Annotated in this window: 15 protein-coding genes; 7 read left to right on the forward strand and 8 right to left on the reverse strand. The window is 42.3% G+C overall.

Going from position 1 to position 17960, the window contains the following annotated elements; all coding sequences use genetic code 11:
• The first annotated feature begins 84 nt into the window (after positions 1–84).
• Both K245_RS0104015 and K245_RS0104020 read left to right on the forward strand, forming a co-directional pair.
• Entirely contained in the window at positions 85–819 is a 735-nt protein-coding gene (locus K245_RS0104015; protein WP_027358269.1) for a hypothetical protein, read from the forward strand.
• Between the two features lie 16 nt (positions 820–835).
• Positions 836–1456: a cyclase family protein gene (locus K245_RS0104020; protein ID WP_027358270.1), complete on the forward strand. Its 621-nt coding sequence runs from the start codon at positions 836–838 to the stop codon at positions 1454–1456.
• A gap of 352 nt (positions 1457–1808) precedes the next feature.
• On the opposite strand, the gene K245_RS0104030 is transcribed toward K245_RS0104020, so the two are convergent.
• A complete protein-coding gene (locus K245_RS0104030) occupies positions 1809–2147 on the reverse strand; it encodes a winged helix-turn-helix transcriptional regulator (RefSeq protein ID WP_027358271.1) in 339 nt (112 codons plus the stop codon).
• Between the two features lie 157 nt (positions 2148–2304).
• Here K245_RS0104030 and K245_RS0104035 point away from each other — a divergent pair, with 157 nt between their 5' ends.
• Positions 2305–2886, forward strand: a complete 582-nt coding sequence (locus K245_RS0104035) for an NAD(P)H-dependent oxidoreductase (protein WP_027358272.1) — start codon at positions 2305–2307, stop codon at positions 2884–2886.
• Positions 2887–2957: 71 nt separating this feature from the next.
• Here K245_RS0104035 and ppnP read toward each other — a convergent pair whose 3' ends face one another.
• The 7 genes from ppnP to K245_RS23020 all read right to left on the reverse strand — a co-directional run bounded on the left by ppnP (position 2958) and on the right by K245_RS23020 (position 10024).
• On the reverse strand, positions 2958–3272 hold the full coding sequence (gene ppnP / locus K245_RS0104040; RefSeq protein WP_027358273.1) for a pyrimidine/purine nucleoside phosphorylase: 315 nt from the start codon (positions 3270–3272) through the stop codon (positions 2958–2960).
• A gap of 15 nt (positions 3273–3287) precedes the next feature.
• Entirely contained in the window at positions 3288–3767 is a 480-nt protein-coding gene (locus tag K245_RS0104045) for a BAPKO_0422 family outer member beta-barrel protein (protein WP_027358274.1), read from the reverse strand.
• 298 nt (positions 3768–4065) lie between these two features.
• On the reverse strand, positions 4066–5016 hold the full coding sequence (locus K245_RS0104050) for a Rossmann-like and DUF2520 domain-containing protein (protein ID WP_051283849.1): 951 nt from the start codon (positions 5014–5016) through the stop codon (positions 4066–4068).
• Between the two features lie 54 nt (positions 5017–5070).
• Positions 5071–5859, reverse strand: coding sequence for a 3-methyl-2-oxobutanoate hydroxymethyltransferase (panB, locus tag K245_RS0104055; protein ID WP_027358276.1), 789 nt, complete (start codon positions 5857–5859; stop codon positions 5071–5073).
• Between the two features lie 294 nt (positions 5860–6153).
• Positions 6154–7068, reverse strand: a complete 915-nt coding sequence (locus K245_RS0104065) for a cation diffusion facilitator family transporter (RefSeq protein WP_051283850.1) — start codon at positions 7066–7068, stop codon at positions 6154–6156.
• 268 nt (positions 7069–7336) lie between these two features.
• The gene (locus K245_RS0104070; protein WP_027358278.1) at positions 7337–8248 is read right to left on the reverse strand and encodes a magnesium transporter CorA family protein; all 912 of its coding nucleotides are present in this window, start codon (positions 8246–8248) and stop codon (positions 7337–7339) included.
• Between the two features lie 297 nt (positions 8249–8545).
• A complete protein-coding gene (locus K245_RS23020) occupies positions 8546–10024 on the reverse strand; it encodes a B12-binding domain-containing radical SAM protein (RefSeq protein ID WP_051283851.1) in 1479 nt (492 codons plus the stop codon).
• Between the two features lie 934 nt (positions 10025–10958).
• Between K245_RS23020 and K245_RS23025 the strand changes: the two genes are divergently transcribed.
• The 4 genes from K245_RS23025 to K245_RS23035 all read left to right on the forward strand — a co-directional run bounded on the left by K245_RS23025 (position 10959) and on the right by K245_RS23035 (position 17649).
• The gene (locus K245_RS23025) at positions 10959–11396 is read left to right on the forward strand and encodes a substrate-binding domain-containing protein (RefSeq protein WP_051283852.1); all 438 of its coding nucleotides are present in this window, start codon (positions 10959–10961) and stop codon (positions 11394–11396) included.
• 10 nt (positions 11397–11406) lie between these two features.
• Positions 11407–12669, forward strand: a complete 1263-nt coding sequence (locus K245_RS0104090) for a hypothetical protein (protein ID WP_027358279.1) — start codon at positions 11407–11409, stop codon at positions 12667–12669.
• A 387-nt stretch (positions 12670–13056) separates the two neighbouring features.
• Positions 13057–15252 carry a response regulator gene (locus K245_RS23030; RefSeq protein WP_051283853.1) on the forward strand — a complete coding sequence of 732 codons (2196 nt, stop codon included), beginning with the start codon at positions 13057–13059 and terminating at the stop codon, positions 15250–15252.
• Between the two features lie 231 nt (positions 15253–15483).
• Complete coding sequence (locus K245_RS23035) at positions 15484–17649, forward strand: response regulator (RefSeq protein ID WP_051283854.1); 2166 nt, start codon at positions 15484–15486, stop codon at positions 17647–17649.
• The last annotated feature ends 311 nt before the right edge of the window (positions 17650–17960 follow it).

The raw sequence follows: 17960 nt of genomic DNA on the forward strand, positions 1-17960 counted from the left end.
TTGGTTTTGCAGATAATTCTGTGATAATGTTCTGAAAAAATCATCAAACATTAATTTGAAACAGCCTCATGAAGGAGATAGATCATGATGGAATACCTTCTTTTTGCCATATATATTTTCCTGGCTTACCTCATTTTCCAGCATGTAATCGGCCCGATATTGATTTATGAGAACGAGGCGGCTCCTTTCAGATATCAGTTTACTCTGCTCGATCCTGAATCATTCATGGAAGACAGAAATGATGTTTTCCGGGCTGATCATGAAAAATTACTTGAGCTTGGATTCAGGTTTGTCGGATCTTCAAAACTGGCAAGAACCAACGCTACCATGTATTTCAGTCTTTACAGTCATGATGAGAAATGTATCGCAGCAACTCTTGTCACAGGACTAAGCAAACTCGGAGAAATGAATTTTCTTGAAATAACCCAGGTGTATTCGGATAAATCGATTTTGAGCGTCAGTAACAGTCCGATGATATCAACCTATCCGGCAATGAAGCATAAAAAAGCTTTCCGTTTCCCGGATATTGATGATTGCGGGAGACTTTTCGAGCTTTTTGAGCTTGTCAGAAGCAGATTCTCTTCAAATATTGAGCCTCTCGGATTTACTATTGGCAAGGAATTCAGGGCAGTGGAAAATTATCTGAACGAAGAGCTTCGTTATCTGATTGAAAATGGATATTACTCTGATTCTCCCGAAAACGGTGAATTCAAGCTTACAATTAAGGGCGCTATACTTTTTACATGGAAAAATCTCTGGCCGTGGAAAAATTTTGTCGAAGTACTTGAAAGAAGGGCTGCGATAAAGGCCATATCTTGAAGCTCACGGAGAAACTATGGCGGAAACAAAAGGAATTATTGATCTGACGAAACCTCTTGGAAATGAAACTGAAATTTTTTCTGATGAGGAGTACACTGATCCCGAGTTTGCAATTAATGAATGGAGCAGCGTGGATGTTCATGGATTCAGGGTTTCGTCGATTCGTTTAGGAACCCAGACAGGCACTCACATAGACGCTCCGAACCATTTTGATCCTTCCGGAGAATGCCTCGATAAACTCATTGTTTCTGAACTGATGGGTTCCTATTATCTAATTGATCTCCTGGAATATAATGACCTGGCCAGTTTGACAGAGCTTTGCGGAGCTTTTTCAAACGAAAGAATTATTTTCCTGCGTGCATATGAATCATCTGTAAGCGTAATCAGTAAAGACGCCTTTGATATTCTGCTTTCGTTGCCTTCGCCGGTATGGGTTGTAGGCGGGCAGATATCTATAGATGGCTATGATAAATACGCATTTCACAGATTTCTGGCGTATGCAGGCAAATATCTTGTGGAGGACCTTGATTCAGTTTCTGCCAGCAAGGTTTTGCCAGGAGGCGAGATTTTTCTTTTCCCGTTGAGACTTAATGACGTGAGTGGGTCCCCATGCAGGGTTGTCGTCAGAATGACATAAAATGAATTTGAATCCCCGCCTAAGCGGGGATTCTTTTATTCCTGATCCAGGGTTCAAGAGGGGAGCTCCCTGGAAACGGAAACTATATAGTCGTATTTATAATTCCTATGGATTCATGGGCATTCTGATGTTGACTGACTATGCATTTCTGTGAAGATGTCTGAAGCTTATTGGGCTGTATTGTGAAAACAGCGGCATAGTTAGCAGGCCCGGATGCGCTTGTCAATGTGTTTTTTAATCATATTTTCAATTGATATTTGTCTGATGGTTGACGTGTTAACTTTTTCAACTGATTTATATGGTTGATATTGGGTTGATTTGTTCTTTTGATGAATCATCAAAAAAACAGATTCTATTTGCATAATTCCTGTGCGTTACTCTCAGCATACCGTTTCCCCCATTCAGCCATGGAATCAATAACTGGCTTGATGCTGTTTCCGGTTTCAGTAAGTGTGTATTCAACCCTTGGAGGAACTTCAGCAAAAACTTTTCTATTGACCATCCCCTTGCTTTCCATTGCCTTCAATTGCTGGGTAAGCATTTTTTGACTGATTCCGGGGATTCCTTTGAATAACTCGCTGAATCTTTTTGTTCCTGAAAAAAGCTCCCTAAGGATCAGCACAACCCATTTGTTGCCAATCAATTCAAGGGTTATTTCAACGGGGCATACGGGCATATTAATTTCTTTCATGATAAAATATCCTTTAAAATCAAAAAACTTTCTTTTTGGTAATAATATAACAATAAAGTGCCTTCTTGCAAAATGAAAGTAAGGTGTTTATTATCATTACAAGAATGAAATTGGCGATGCAAAATGAATCTAATTCCTTAATTCAGGAGATTGAAATATGAATATTCTTATTGTTTACACACATCCGAATCCCGGAAGCTTTAATCATGCAATTCTTGAAACAGTTAAAAATGCTGCGGAAGCAAAAGGGCATAATGTAAATGTAAGGGATCTTTATAGCCTTGGGTTTAATCCTGTTTTAACCCCTGATGATTTAGCCGCAATTCAGGCTGGCAAGACTCCTGAAACAATTAAAACTGAACAGGCGTTTATCGAGAAAAGCGATCTCGTTATTGCAGTCCATCCGATCTGGTGGACAGGCCTTCCTGCAATGTACAAAGGCTATATTGACCGTGTTTTTTCATACGGTTTTGCTTATGCGATAACAGAAAATGGCATAAAAGGACTTCTTGGCGATAAGAAAATAATCGTTTTCAATACAACCGGAATGCCTGATGAAGTATATGTTCCCATGGGAATGCACGATTCCCTGAAGATGACATCTGACAAGGGAATCTATGAGTTTTCTGGCATTAAGGTTCTCGGCCATCACTTTTTCGGTGGCGTCACAATGATAGATGATGCTGCAAGAAAGGCTTTACTTGAAAGAATTGTGAAAATACTTGATGAGCAAATCTGATGGAGATTCTTGATAGTTTTTTTGTGCCTCCGGCTTTTTTAGATCTGAGCCGGAGGTATGGAAATGCTAAACTATTTTATGAACGAACAGCAGTAATCAGATATTACCTTTACCTTCATTGTAAATTTTGAATTTGCCGGAACTTCAAAGGCTTCCCCGCCTTTTATCTGCTTCCAGTCCGTTGTGCCAGGAAGAAGCACATCAAGATCGCCAGCAAGAATTTCCATGATTTCCTTGTCAGCAGTTCCAAATTCATATTCGCCCGGCAGCATTACCCCAAGAGTTTTCTTGGATCCATCCGGGAATACGATTGTGCGGCTCGTGACCTTTCCATCAAAGTAAATATTTGCTTTTTTGATAACTGCTACATTTGTGAACTCAGACATTGTATCTCCATAATTTTAGCGAAAATAGAAACGTACTCCAACCCCTGCATCAAGACTGAAATCTGTTTCAGGAACAATATCAAGTACAGGGGCGATTTCAGCGAATATATCAAAAGGGTGTTTAGCAAACAGATAGTTTATTCCAAGCGGAATTCTGAGGCCCAGACGAGTGTCTCCATCATTGTCATCATCGTGATGGCCATGATTTTCATCTTTGTCTTCGAATCTAAGACGTCCGCCTATTCCGAAATGAAACGGAACATTGCTTTTATTGGTAAGGCTCGAATTGTGGAACAGATAATCCATATGTATGTTGAAGGCGTCGCTCGACCATCCTGCGGCCGCATCAACGGCGTTGTTTCCGAACCATTTTTTGACGCTGAGACCTGTGGGAGAACCCACGATCATGCCTATTCCGAAGTCATTTCTGGCGTATGCAGGTAATGCAAACATAAAAGAGATAAGTAAGAACAACAGTATATTGTATCTTTTCATATTTTTATCCTGTGCTTTTATTAAAAACTGTAAAATGTTTTTGAGCCATTCAAATGGCATTATTGCCTAAAAATATCAAGCCCATTTGTGATTAGTCCCGGGCGTCGTTGGTATAGGGTGAGGTGGCGATATGCTTAAGGGCATCTCTAAAAATGGCTTTTTTGCGCGTTAGCTGCGTCAGCGTCGTACTCGAAGCCTCATTTATACCACATAAACTCCGGTTCTCCGTGCGACGCTTCATTGCTACCACATCAAAAATTCTAATTTTTAGAGGCACCCTTAAGCTTTTGATTCCACGTCAGGAGGATTCAAAAATGTCTCTTAACTGGTTTATTAAGTGTTCAGGAATGAAATTCTGACTTTCTGAAATCTGCAACGCTATTTTTCCGAGTTCTATATATGCTTTTTTAAGATCAGGAGTTTTTTCAGTAATACCATTAATATGAGCAATTACAGTTGTCGCATCCCCCCTTGACACCGGGCCGGTAAGTGCCTGTTCTACCCCCATTTTCTCCATGTTGGCAAGGGTCCCCTTTACAAGGGGAAGAAGAAATTCGAAAGCTTTTTCTTCTGGTATTCCAGATGCGGCCATTACCTCGGACGCCATTTTCATCAAAGAAACAAGGTAGTTTGAAGCGATCACGGCCGAGGCATGATAAAGAGTCTTGGCGTTACCATCTATTTCATAAGGCCTTGCGCCAAGATCTATAGCCATTTTTTTTGCTTGCGCCACAGCTTCTGCATAGCCTTCGACGGCTATAAGAATGTCCTTGAACGGGTTGATCTCTGTATCTCCGCCTGCGAGACTTTGAAGAGGATGAAACGATGCCGTCAGTGCGCCTTTTTTTGCCGCTTCTAATAGAATCGAAGAAGGCAGGGAACCACTAAGATGAAAAACAATACTGCCAGTATTGAATCCGCCTCCCTTTGCAATTTCAGCGCAGGTCGGTTTTATAAGTGAATCAGGAGTTGATATGAATATTATGTCGCTACACGAGGCAGCATGAGAAGCTTCACTGCACACTTTTTCAGCATTGACCTCAATTGACAGCTTTTCAGCCTTAGTTATATCAGGGTCAAAAAGTGCTTCTATTTTATAGCCGGACCTTGAAAGCCAGAATCCAAGTTTTGATCCTGCCCTTCCGCAGCCTATGATGGCTATTATTTTGCTCCTGGTTTTATGATTCTGGCTGATAGGGCCTCCTGAGGAGAAAATATTGGATTGGTTGATGGCCTCGCAAAAAGGCAAAAAAAGATGCGTAGGTCGGATTAGGACGTTCTTTGTCCGTAATCCGACGTTAAATTAATAGCAGTGTTCCTTTGCCGGAAATTCACCCTTTGAAACATCCTCCACATAAGACCTGAAAGCGGTTTCCACAGTTTCAGCCATATTGGCGTATTTTTTAACAAATTTAGGTACATGACCAATATTAAGGCCGAGCATGTCATGCATTACAAGAACCTGGCCGTCACAGCCAGGGCCGGCGCCAATTCCAATTGTTGGGATATACAGCTTGCCGGATATTGTCTCTGCTATTGAGGCCGGTATTCCTTCAAGCACAACTGAAAAAGCTCCTGCCTGCTGGACTTTGAAGGCGTCTTCAAGGAGTCTGTCCTCATCCCTCTGTATCCTGTATCCGCCCATCTGATGAACAGACTGGGGAGTCAGGCCTATATGGGCCTGAACAAGAATTCCTGCCTTTGATATTGCAGATATGGTTTCGCATACTGATGCTCCGCCTTCAAGTTTTATGGCTGCAGCTCCGCCTTCTTTTACGAGTCTGCCCGCGTTTGTGATGGCATCAGCTATGCTGGCGTGATAAGACATGAACGGCATGTCAGCTACGACAAAAGCAGTTTTTGATGCTCTTGTGACAAGCCTTGTGTGATAAACCATTTCATCCATTGTGATCGGGAGGGTTGACGAATGTCCCTGGACAACCATTGCGGCAGAATCGCCCACAAGTATGATGTGAATTCCCGCAGCATCTGCAAGCGCTGCAAATGTATAATCATAAGCAGTTATTGATGAAATTTTTTCACCATTCTGTTTCATTTTGCGGAGAGTGTTTACTGTTACCTGGGCCTTCATTTTCATGCCTCCGTTTGTGTTTTTTTTGTTTTATATCAGCCCTGTTTTTCCAGAGCCTTAACCTTTAAAACATGAAAACAGAAAAAGTAAACCCCTTATGATGTTTTTTTGATGACATACCCTGGATTTAAAATTGACAAGGTCGCAAAAAGTCAAAAAAAGGCATCGGCGTCATGCCGGACTTGATCCGGCATATTCGTATTTTCAGAGACTTCTGGATTCCTGCCTGCGCCGGATAAACGGAAATCGGACTTCTTGTGCCCCTGTCATTGTTTATTATGCTCAGCACGATTTTTAATTATGGTACTGATGGGGTTCAGCATGAACTATCACATCGGCGTTTGGTATGATTTTTTTGATGGTTTCTTCTATTTGCTCGGTGAGAGCATGGGCATGATTCAGAGTCTGATCTCCGTCCATCAGCACATGGAGATCAATGAAAAGATGGGCGCCCGATGGTCTGATTCTTATGCCGTGGCAATCAATGATATGGGGCAGGGCTTCCACTGTTTCTTTTATCTGCATGGGCAGGTCTTGGGGCGCTGTGTCTATGAGCGCGTCAATGCTGCGTTTACCGAGCTTGATGCTGATAACGACAACGATCACTGCAACAATCATGGCTGACACTGCATCAGTCTTTTCAAGAAACTGCTGATTCGGGAAAAACTCGGCTGCTTTGACACCTATAAGCCCAATAAGAACCACCATCGAGCTCCAGATATCTGTCCTGAAATGAAGCGCATCGGCCTCTAATGCCTGGCTGTTATATTTTTTGGCTGCCTTCATGAGCATTCTGGATCTTGAAAAATCTATAATAATGGATGTAAGCATGACCACGAATGCCCAAATCGAGGCATCAACTTTTTTGGGTTCGAAAAACAGATGCTGAATTGACTCGTAAAAAATCCATCCGCAGGTAACAAGAAGCAGAAATGTTTCTGCCAGGGCCGAAAGGTTTTCAACCTTGCCATGCCCATAATGATGGTAATCGTCGGCGGGCTGATCTGCAACCCTTACCGCCATGAGTGTTATGATTGCCGCGACCATATCAAGCAGAGAATGGGCTGTTTCTGCAAGAATACCGAGACTTCCGGTTTTCAGACCCACAATAAGTTTGAATCCTGTAAGGAGCAGGGCAGCGATTACGGAGTTGAACGCTGCGCTATGTTTTTCGTTTGCCGCAATATCCGGCTGCATTTCATTGCTCATATTTCCACCATACATTTGAATTAAGGAGACATTTGATGGTATTGCAAAAAGTCAGAAAAGGGCTTTAGCGTCATGGCGAACTTGATCCGGAATCCATTATTCTTAGACACTTATGGCTTCCGGCCTTCGCCGGAATGACTGAAATTTGACTTTTTAAGACCTATTCACATTTAAACTAACCGAAAAAATACAGCATATAAATTAATCCTGAAAGAGCTTTTGCCAGACGTTTCCCCAAAAGCAGCCCCAGGCAAAGCCCCTCAGTGGTCTACCATTTTTTAAGACGCCAGAATGAAAGGAATATTCCCACAGAGATAGCTGCAAGTCCGAGTATGATCCAGAATGCGTACGAGTGCTCTGATATCGGTATTTTAACGTTCATGGAGAAAGCGCTTACCACGAATGTCGGAACCATTATGGCAATGGTGACTACGTTCAGGGTTTTCATCAGGATATTGATGTTGTTGCTGACAACAGAGGCCCTGGCGTCCATCATGCTGGAAACGATGTTGGAGTAAATTTCGGCAAGCCTGTAGCACTGGCTGTTATCTATGAGTATATCCTCGAGAAGCTCCTGCTCGTTCTCGTTGAACATAATTTTTTGATTGTTTTTCATTTTGTGAAGAAGAATGCCATTGGAACTTATCGCGTTTAGATAATAAACAAGGCCCTTGCTGAGGGAAAACATGAACAGCAGATATTTGTTTTCCATGGAAGCATTTATCTTGTTTTCGAGTTCGTCAGATATCTGCCTCATTATTTTCAGGTGATCCACAAAATGATAAATGCAGTATCCAAGAGTAAGCATAAGAAATGATTTTACGGACTGCACTTTCATGAAACGCTTGTCCGTAAGTACAGGTATTTCACTGTCTGATATTATTATGATTTTTTCCTCAAAAAGGAAAATACCGGTGGACGCCACGTTGAACTGATATCCTGATTCTGATGAATAGGTCTGGGGCTTTTTTACAATTATGGCGACATGATTGTCCTCAAACTCAATTCTTGAAAGCTCATCAGGGTCAATGGCCGAATTCAGGGTGTGTTCGTCAATGCCATGACTCTCAATTAAAGCTGCCTTCTCCTCATTCGTAGGATTGATGTAAATACTGATTGTTGAATCATCGCTCTGGGCTGGAACGATTTTATTGCCGATGATATTGTAAAACTGGCTCATGTAAATCCCTTGAATTCAAAAAATAATGCCTGAAGATTGTTCCCGGAGAATACTTTTGTCGTGGCTTAAGGTTGTTTCTTGTGAACACAAAACCAATGGCTTAAAAAAATGCTAAGCTTTGCTAAAACATCTGCAATGATTCTGAAAAAGCTTCCAAATAAGGCCAAAACCTGATCAGATATTAAATAGCCTGCCTTATAAAGCAAGAACAAAATTATGTTTAGGCTGAAATATGCGGATGACAAAGCAGAGCCCATGACATGCTCATGGGCTCTGGCTGAATCCTAAAATGGAGTCCTAAATGGAATAGGCAAAATCATTATATGCCATTAGGGTCAGTATGGTTGATATGCGGGCTTCCTTCCTGAAAATATGGGGAAGAATCTGAAGAATGAATCTCGATCTTTTGGCGTTTCTTGAGAAAAGAAGGGTTGCCATTCTGAAGGCGAAAAGAAATCTGTATTTGAATTTGACAGGGTCAAGTTCGTTGGATCTTTTCCAGAAATCTATGTCCCAGTAATATTTGAGTTTTTCAAGAATGGAATCAAAGGAATATATTTCCTGCACAATTTTTTTGTATCCTTCTGAAAGCTCTTCAGGAGGCATGCCGACAGGCTGGAAAACCACATTTTTTGTATCGTATTTTGCCCATTCCTTATGAAGGATTCTGTTTTCCTCTTCAAATCTTTTGAACAGTTTTGTGCCAGGAAAAGGCGTGAGTACGTTTATAAGAGGCATAAGCAGCTTTGATTCCTGGATGAAGTCAACAAGCTCCCTGAAGGTTTTCTGGGAATCGAAATCATAGCCGACAATAAAAGAGCTGTGAACAAGGAGACCGTATGACTGGATTTTGTTGATTGCATCTACATAGTTGAATTTTTTGTTAATGCCTTTATCCATGCTGGACAGATTGTCATCCGAAATGGACTCGAATCCTATGAATACGGCTCCGCATCCGCTTTCGCTCATCAGCTGGAGAAGTTCATCTTCCTGGGAAATATTTATGGAAGCCTGGCACATCCAGTTTATATTATGGGGCTTAAGAGCAATGAAAAGCTCTCTGGCATATTTTCTGTTAGCTATGATGTTGTCGTCTGCAATGAAAATGGCCTGCTTTGATTTGTATTTTGACATGGCCTGCTTTACATTTAGTACGTCCTTAATCACCTGATCTATTGGCCTGTTTCTGATTTTCTGGCCGTCAAAGGCATGTACTGAGCAGAATTCGCAGTGAAAAGGGCAGCCTTTTGTGGTCTGGAGTATGTCTGAAATATACTGGCTCCTGGAAAGAAATTTCCTTGCAGGAACAGGAGATCTGCTTAAATCAACTTTTTCCTCTGCCTTGTAGAATTTCTGAAGATTTCCGTTTTCAACATCTTCAAGCAGTTTTGCCCAGATGTTTTCAGCTTCTCCTATGACAACGCTGTCGCAGTGCATGGATGCCTCTTCCGGGCACATTGATGGATGAATGCCTCCAAGAACAGTTTTAGCTCCGAGCTTTCTGTAGTTCCTGGATATTTCGTATGCCCTTGGAGCATACATTGTCCTTACGCTTATTCCCACAACATCAGGAATGTATTTGTAGTCAATTTCTTCTATGTTTTCATCGAGAATTTTTATTTCATGCTTTTTAGGAGTCAGTGCCGCAAGTGTGGGAATGGCAAGGAGGTATGAAATATATTTTTTCGTTAAAAGAAATTCAGCGTAAAAACTGTATCCATAAAAGCTTTTGCTGTTAACCTCACTGCTACCTGGAATTATTAACAGTATTTTCATTTGATTCCTTTTTTATTACGGTATTTAGCCGTTTTTTATGGACTGCTTATTTCAGGTTCAGAAAACCGAAAATAACGAGTTCCAACTATTTTTAGCTAAAAGCAAATTATCCTGATGCTGCTTTTATACCGTCTGTCTCATATGCTGCAATTAATTAAAGATAAATATTTGGAGCAAAAAGAAAAGCAATTTCCATGCCTTAGGAATTGCAAATAATTAAATGTCTGTTTTTAGAAGATATTCGTCTGAATATCAATATAAAAATTATGTTTGAAAGGCGGTTTTATATACTGATATTGTGCATGCCATGTTCGTCCTGTGAATGCCTTTTTGCCGCTGCGATCACATTTGTTTATTTTTCTGCCACTTTATATACTTCACATCGTCATAATTTGAACTCTTCTGCTAAATGAAAGGTCAAAGGCCGCTTTTTGAAAAAAGCTTGGCAAAAGCTTTTCGGTTATGGATTCTTTTGCTTGAAAAACATATGTTATCAACTCGTCATAAATAACCATAAAAGTTTTGGGAAAGGTCTGGAAAACCCTTTTTCAAAAGGGTTTTCCAGTAATGATGCAACAACAGCCTTGCCATTCAAACAGCCTGACTCATTTTAAATGTTCAAGCTGTGACATTGATGAGTATAAACTTGAAGGACTCGCAAAAAGTTCAAATAAGGCGGCGGCGTCATGCCGGACTTGATCCGGCATCTATTATATTCAGTTACTTCTGGATTCCGGCCTACGCCGGAATGACGGGAATCTGACTTTTTGCTACTTTGTCAAACTTTACGATTCTTGGGATTTACTGACTCAGTGTTTTTTTTTTGACAAATATCAGAATAATCTTTAATATTTATCCCACATTATCACACACCATTTATCCACGTTACACCCTGCTGTTCTCACTCCCAAATTCCTTGTTCAAGGAGGTTCACATGAAGAAATCATCTTTTCAAACAGTCTTTAGAATCATGATCATTCTGATGACTGTGCTTTCCCCGTCCCTGCTGCTTGCAGGAGAAATAATCGTCATAGCTAACAAAAATGTACCTGACAGCCAGCTTACGAAGGATGAAGTCAAAGCCATCTTTCTTGGTGAAAAAACCAAATGGAGCAATGATAGCAAAGTTTCTTTCGTTGTCCTTAAAACTCCTGAAGATCAGGAAAAATTCATGAAGGACTATGTGGGGAAATCTCCTTCCCAGTTCAACAATTTCTGGAAACAGCAGGTCTTCACCGGCAAGGGCAAGATGCCTGAAGCATTTGATGATGTTAAGGCTCTTCTTGATTATGTGGCAAAGACAGACGGTGCAATAGCTTATATTTCCAGCGATGCACCGGCTGGCAACGTCAAAAAAGTTGAAGTGAAATAGGAGGTGCCGCATGAAAAAAAATATTCTTGTCCTTATGGCAGCAATTTTTACGATATTGCTATCAGTACCGAACTTATGGGCTTTTGACGCAGGTCAGGTGCAGATACACGGGTTTCTTTCCCAGGGATTTCTTCAGACAGATGAAAATAACTACCTTGCCGAAACCAAGGACGGAACTTTCCAGTTCAATGAATTCGGTATAAATTTTTCCACGGAGCTTACGGATAATCTCCGTGTGGGCGTCCAGTTTTTTGGTCGCGATCTTGGACCTGAGGGTAATGATGAGGTAAAGCTGGACTGGGCTTTCATGGATTACAGATGGAAAGACTGGATGGGCCTCAGAATAGGAAAGATGAAGCTTGATTACGCCCTTTATAATGAAACAAGGGAAATGGATATGCTGAGGACAACCATAATGCTTCCCCAGTCAATATACGCGGAGCTTTGGAGGGACAGTTTCGCAACTATTAAAGGCATGGGGGTATATGGGACTGTTCCGGCTGCCCTGGCAGGAAGTTTTGCTTACAGCGCCCAGATAGGTGTTCTTCCACTCAGCGACGAAGGCGGCTTTGCCGCGGCAATGGAGGATTCTCTCAGCGCATATAAATTGGATGTAACCAAAATGGACAGCGACTATATGTATACCCTTAACCTGACCTGGAACACTCCATTAAAGGGTCTAAGGGCGAAATATTCGTGGTACGAGTTACAGGGGTTCAGTGTTTCCGGAAAAGTATCAGGTCTTATTCCTTATGATTTGAACAGAGATGGCGTGATAAGTCCGGGCGAAGGACTTCCGATCAGTCAGATGAGCTATGACACACCCGTTTTCAGGGGTTATTTTGTCGGTCTTGAATATACTATAGGTGATTTTATTCTTGCAGGAGAATTTACTGACGGAGATTTCAACAGCAGGATAAATCTTGGCTATGGTAACACAGCCAGACCTCCTCTGCCTTCAAGGGGATGGTATGTATCGGGTTCATACAGGTTCAACGAGTTATTCTCGGCTGCCGTGACATATTCCGACTATATTCCTAACATGTATGATGAAGATGGAAATCAGCAGGTCAGGGCCGGAAATAATGATTTCGAAGCATGGCTTAAAACCTGGACTCTTTCCACAAGATTCGACTTCAATGACAACTGGCTCCTTAAACTCGAGGCGAGCTGGAACGATGGCTTCGGTGCATACGATTCCATGGCCAACAAGCCAGGAGATCTTGAACAGTACTGGTGGTTGTTTGCGGCAAAGGCTACAGTAAGCTTCTAATTATAGGACTATTCATGATTGGCAAGGTCATAAAAAGTCCTGTTGCCGTCATTCCGGCGCAGCCCGGAATCCAGAAACGGCTGAAATAAATGGATGCCGGATCAAGTCCGGCATGACGATTAGCCATTTTTAGACTTTTTGCGGCTCCATCGCGGTTGCAGCCGCCCATGTCTTTGGGGATGGGCGGTCTGACCAATTTTGAATCCCTATGGGGTCATAAGGCTATATATCCCGGCAATCCTGACAAAAATCCAAAAAGTCACCATACATTTTCATTTTGTGTTATGGTATTTAAAAACGCCTTGTCTATCATTAAATCATCTTAAATAATCCTTTGCTGCTCACCAGTTTTTTGCAAGATCAGCATGTTTTTGGAATCCACAGAGAATGTTTTTCAGAAGGTCTGAACTTATGGAAAAACAGCTTGATTCAGGGAAAAAGATCCATCCCATAGTCCGGAATAATTACCTGCCAAGGGCTTTTGGTTCAATAGCCATTTTTTTTATAACCGGATCGGTTTTCTATTCCAAAGGCGACTTGTCGTGGCGATTCTGGGGTCTGTTCGCATTCTGCATGGTCTGGCCACATGTGGCATATTACATAGCCAATCACAGCACAGAGTCAAAAAATACCGAAATGAGAAATCTGTATGTTGATTATTTCATGGTCGGGCTTCTCATTCCAGCCGTACATTTTCAGCTTTGGGTCATGGTCACTTTTGTCAATGTCTTCATTTCCAGCAGCTATCGCGTGGGCGGAGGACGGCTGCTCGCAATGTGTTCGGCATTCATGGCCGCAGGTACTGCGATAGGTCTGTGGTTCGAGGGCTTTCACATGGAGTATGAGTCCAGCGTTTTAACCATTGTGATCTGCATCATAACGCTCACAGGCTATTTTTCTATTCTGAGCGTATTTACCCATGTAATGACAAGGCAGCTTGTTCACTCGCGCAGATCACTTGAAGCTGCAAAAATAGAGGCAGAAGCGGCAAATGTTGCAAAAAGCGAGTTTCTTGCGAACATGAGCCATGAGATCAGGACTCCCATGAACTGCATAATGGGCATGTCAGGTCTCCTTGCCGACTCAAGGCTGGATGCAGAACAAAAAGACTATACAGATAATATCCAGACCAGTGCAGAAGTCCTTTTATCCCTGATTAATGATATTCTGGATTTCTCCAAAATAGAAGCCGGGAAACTTGAATTCGAGAAACTGGATTTTGACATGAGATCCACAATCGAAGAAATGGCTGATCTCCTTGCCTACAGAATTCAGCAGAAGGGACTGGAATTCGTATGCCATGTCCATCATGAAGTGCCATCCATGCTTGTTGGAGATCCCGGACGTCTGCGTCAGGTTCTTTTGAATCTTTGCTCGAATGCCCAGAAATTCACAAGCAAGGGCGAAATCTCCATTCATGTTCTGCTGGATGAGGAGACTGATACCTCGGCTACCCTGAGATTCGATGTCCGGGATACGGGTATTGGCATACCCCAGGATAAGATGGACAGGCTATTTAAAAGTTTCAGCCAGGTTGACGCATCAACAACGCGTAAATATGGAGGAACCGGTCTTGGACTTGTTATTTCCAAAAAGCTTGTGGAACTGATGGGCGGAAAGATCGGGGTGGAGAGCAGGGAAGGTTTTGGCTCTGTTTTCTGGTTTACCGCCCAGTTTGAAAAGCAGCCGAAAGAGCAGCATGACATTCTCGAAGCTCCTGTCGACATGAGATCTAAACGTATACTTGTTGTTGATGACAATAATACAAACCTTGAAATAGTAACCAATTATATGAGGATCTGGCAGTTCAGCTTTGAAATCTGCAATGAGCCTCTCTTGGTCATGGATCTTTTGAAAAAGGCTATTGAAAATGGGAAACCTTACAGCATGGCAATTCTTGATTACATGATGCCCGGAATAAACGGTGAGGAGCTTGGAAAGGCCATAAAAGCGGATCATGTTCTAAAGGATACCCAGCTCATAATGTTTACATCATTTTCCCAGAGAGGTGATGCTGCAAGGCTTGAGGATGTTGGGTTTGCAGCTTATCTTCCCAAGCCCATCAAATATCATCAGCTATATGACTGTATAATGGCTGTTTTTGACAAACGTCAAATTACAAGTGAAAGCCCGCAGAAACAGAGAATCATCACAAAATACACCCTTCCCGAAGAGGCAAGGCGCAGAATAAGGATTCTGATAGCGGAAGATAATCCTGTAAATCAGAAAATAGGACTTCGTGTTCTTGAAAAGGCCGGAATCAGAGCTGATGCAGTATCAAACGGGCTTGAGGCAATCAAGGCTCTTGAAACGATTCCCTATGACATTGTTCTCATGGATGTTCAGATGCCCGAGCTTGACGGACTTACCGCAACGAGCATGATAAGATCAGGCGAGGCAAAGACTCTGAAACAGGATGTGATAATAATAGCCATGACAGCCAGGGCAATGAAGGGGGACAGGGAGGAATGCGAGGCTGCCGGTATGAATGATTATATTACCAAACCTGTCCAGCCCCAGATTTTGCTTGAAAAGATCGGGGTCTATATTGAAATGATAGGGAATCAAAAGCGAAAAATCTGAGGATTTTCATATCTTGATGGACTATCAATAACTAAAAAACGGCAACGGCGTCATGCCGGACTTGATCCGGCATCTTTGTATTTTCAGATACTTCCGGATTCAGCCTGCGCCGGAATGACGGGCATCTGAGTTTTTGCGGAGCTGTCATATCTTTATTGTTTATATAGCCGCAAAAAGGCGAGTCGGTCATTGTAAAAAATAAAGTTTCAAGACGTGTTTTAAGGCATTGTCATGCAGAATGAGCCTGTCAAAAAAATTCATCCCATAGTTAAAATGAATTATCTTCCAAGGATGATAGGCTATCTTTGCATAAGCTTTCTGACCGGCTGGTTTTATTATGGTTCGGAGGTTTTTGTCTGGCGGTTCTGGCCGTATTTTTTATTAAGTTTTATTTGGCCTACGGTTGCTTATTTCTCAGCCTGTTCAAGTTCCAGTTCCAAAGATTCCGAGATTAAGAATATATGCGTGGACGGCTTTTTTATTGGCACCATGCTTCCGGTTCTTCATTTTCAACTATGGGTTGTTGTTGGAATTGTAAATGTTCTGATTTCGAACAGCTATCGCATGGGCGGCGTGAGGCTTTTTGCTGTTTCATCAATCGCATTTGTTTCAGGGGTGGCAGCCGGAATAGGGGTTGAAGGGTTTCACGTCACAATGGAATCTGATTTCCTTGCAACGATAATCTGTGTATCTACCATTACCATATATTTTTCCCTCCTTAGCATTTACAGTCATCTGATGACAAAGCAGCTTGTCAATTCCCGTAAATCCCTTAACAAAGCAAGGCTTGAAGCAGAGTCGGCAAATATAGCCAAGAGTGAGTTTCTTGCAAACATGAGCCACGAAATAAGGACGCCAATGAATTGCATCCTTGGAATGGCAGGGCTTCTGGCTGACTCGAAGCTTGATGCGGAACAAAGGGACTATACTGATAATGTCCAGACCAGCGCTGAAGTTCTGCTTTCAATCATAAACGACATCCTCGATTTTTCAAAAATTGAGGCGGGCAAGCTTGAATTCGAGAAACTTGATTTTGACCTTAGAAGTACAATTGAGGAAATGGCTGATCTCCTTGCCTACAGGATTCAACAGAAGGGCCTTGAATTTGCCTGTCATATTCATCATGAAGTGCCTTCAATGCTTGTTGGAGATCCGGGACGTCTGCGTCAGATACTTTTGAATCTGTGCTCAAATTCTCTTAAGTTCACAACTACAGGAGAGATATCCATCCATGTTTTTCTTGAAGAAGAAACAGAATCCATTGCTTTAATCAGATTTGAGGTGAAAGACACCGGAATAGGCATCCCAAGGGATAAAATGGACAGGCTTTTCAAGAGTTTCAGCCAGGTCGATTCCTCAACCACCAGAAAATACGGGGGAACCGGGCTTGGGCTTGTCATTTCAAAGAAACTGGTTGAGATGATGAAAGGCAAAATTGGCGTGGACAGCCGTGAAGGCTCCTGTTCGGTTTTCTGGTTTACGGCGGAGTTTGAAAAGCAGCCAAAGGATCAGGATGATCATCTCGAGGCTCCTGTCGACATGAGGTCAAAGAGGATTCTTGTTGTCGATGACAACAGAACAAATCTTGAGATCATATTTGCCTATATGAGCAAATGGCATTTCAGTTTTGAGATTTGCCAGGATCCTTTGGACGTATTTGATATTCTAAAAAAAGGTGTTGAAATCAAAAGGCCTTACAGCATGGCCATACTTGACTATATGATGCCAGGAATGAACGGGGAAGATCTTGGGCGGGCAATAAAAGCAGATGGTGAGTTAAACGAAACAAAGCTCATCATGCTGACCTCCTATTCAAACCGTGGAGATGCCACAAGGCTCCAGGAAGCGGGGTTTTCTGCATATCTTCCGAAACCCGTCAAGTACCACCAGCTTTATGACTGCATCACTGCTGTGTTTGAACAGCGGCCCATGACAGGAGAGATGCGCCAGAAACAGAGGATAATAACAAGGCATTCCCTGCCCGAGGAAATCAAACGCAGAGTAAGGATTCTGATAGCGGAAGACAACCCTGTCAACCAGAAAATAGGGCTTCGTGTTCTTGAAAAAGCTGGCATACGGGCCGATGCTGTTTCAAACGGGCTTGAAGCCATCAGATCCCTTGAAATGATTCCCTATGATATAGTGCTCATGGATGTACAGATGCCTGAGCTCGACGGGATTTCAGCGACCAGGGCGATCCGTTCCGGCGAAGCCAGGGTTTTAAATCCTGATGTCATCATCATAGCCATGACGGCAATGGCAATGAAGGGGGATAGGGAGGAATGCGAAAAAGCAGGCATGAATGACTATATCACAAAGCCTGTCCAGCCCCAGGCAATGCTTGAAAAAATAATTGCCTATATTGAGGTTGCAGGCGAGATGAAGCGTAAGCCATAGCCCGATTTCCCGGCAGGCTCTTTTCTGTTTTAATTTTTATGATTTCTCAAAAAATCAGGATTCGCAGATAACATGGTTGTCATCTAAAGAAAAAACCTGCCATCCATGCAAACGTGGATTATATTTTTAGAGACTAAAAACACAGAGCCAAAACCATGGAGGCAGGTATGAAGAAGAATAACATATATGTAGGCCTTGATGTACATAAAAATAGTATAGATGTGGCACTCGCAGAAGAAGGTCGTTCAGGAGAGGTCAGGCACTACGGAAGCATAGGCGGAGATCTTGATTCAGTGGAGAAACTATTGAAG

It is taken from the genome of Desulforegula conservatrix Mb1Pa, from assembly GCF_000426225.1.
Classification (GTDB): Bacteria; Desulfobacterota; Desulfobacteria; order Desulfobacterales; family Desulforegulaceae; genus Desulforegula; species Desulforegula conservatrix.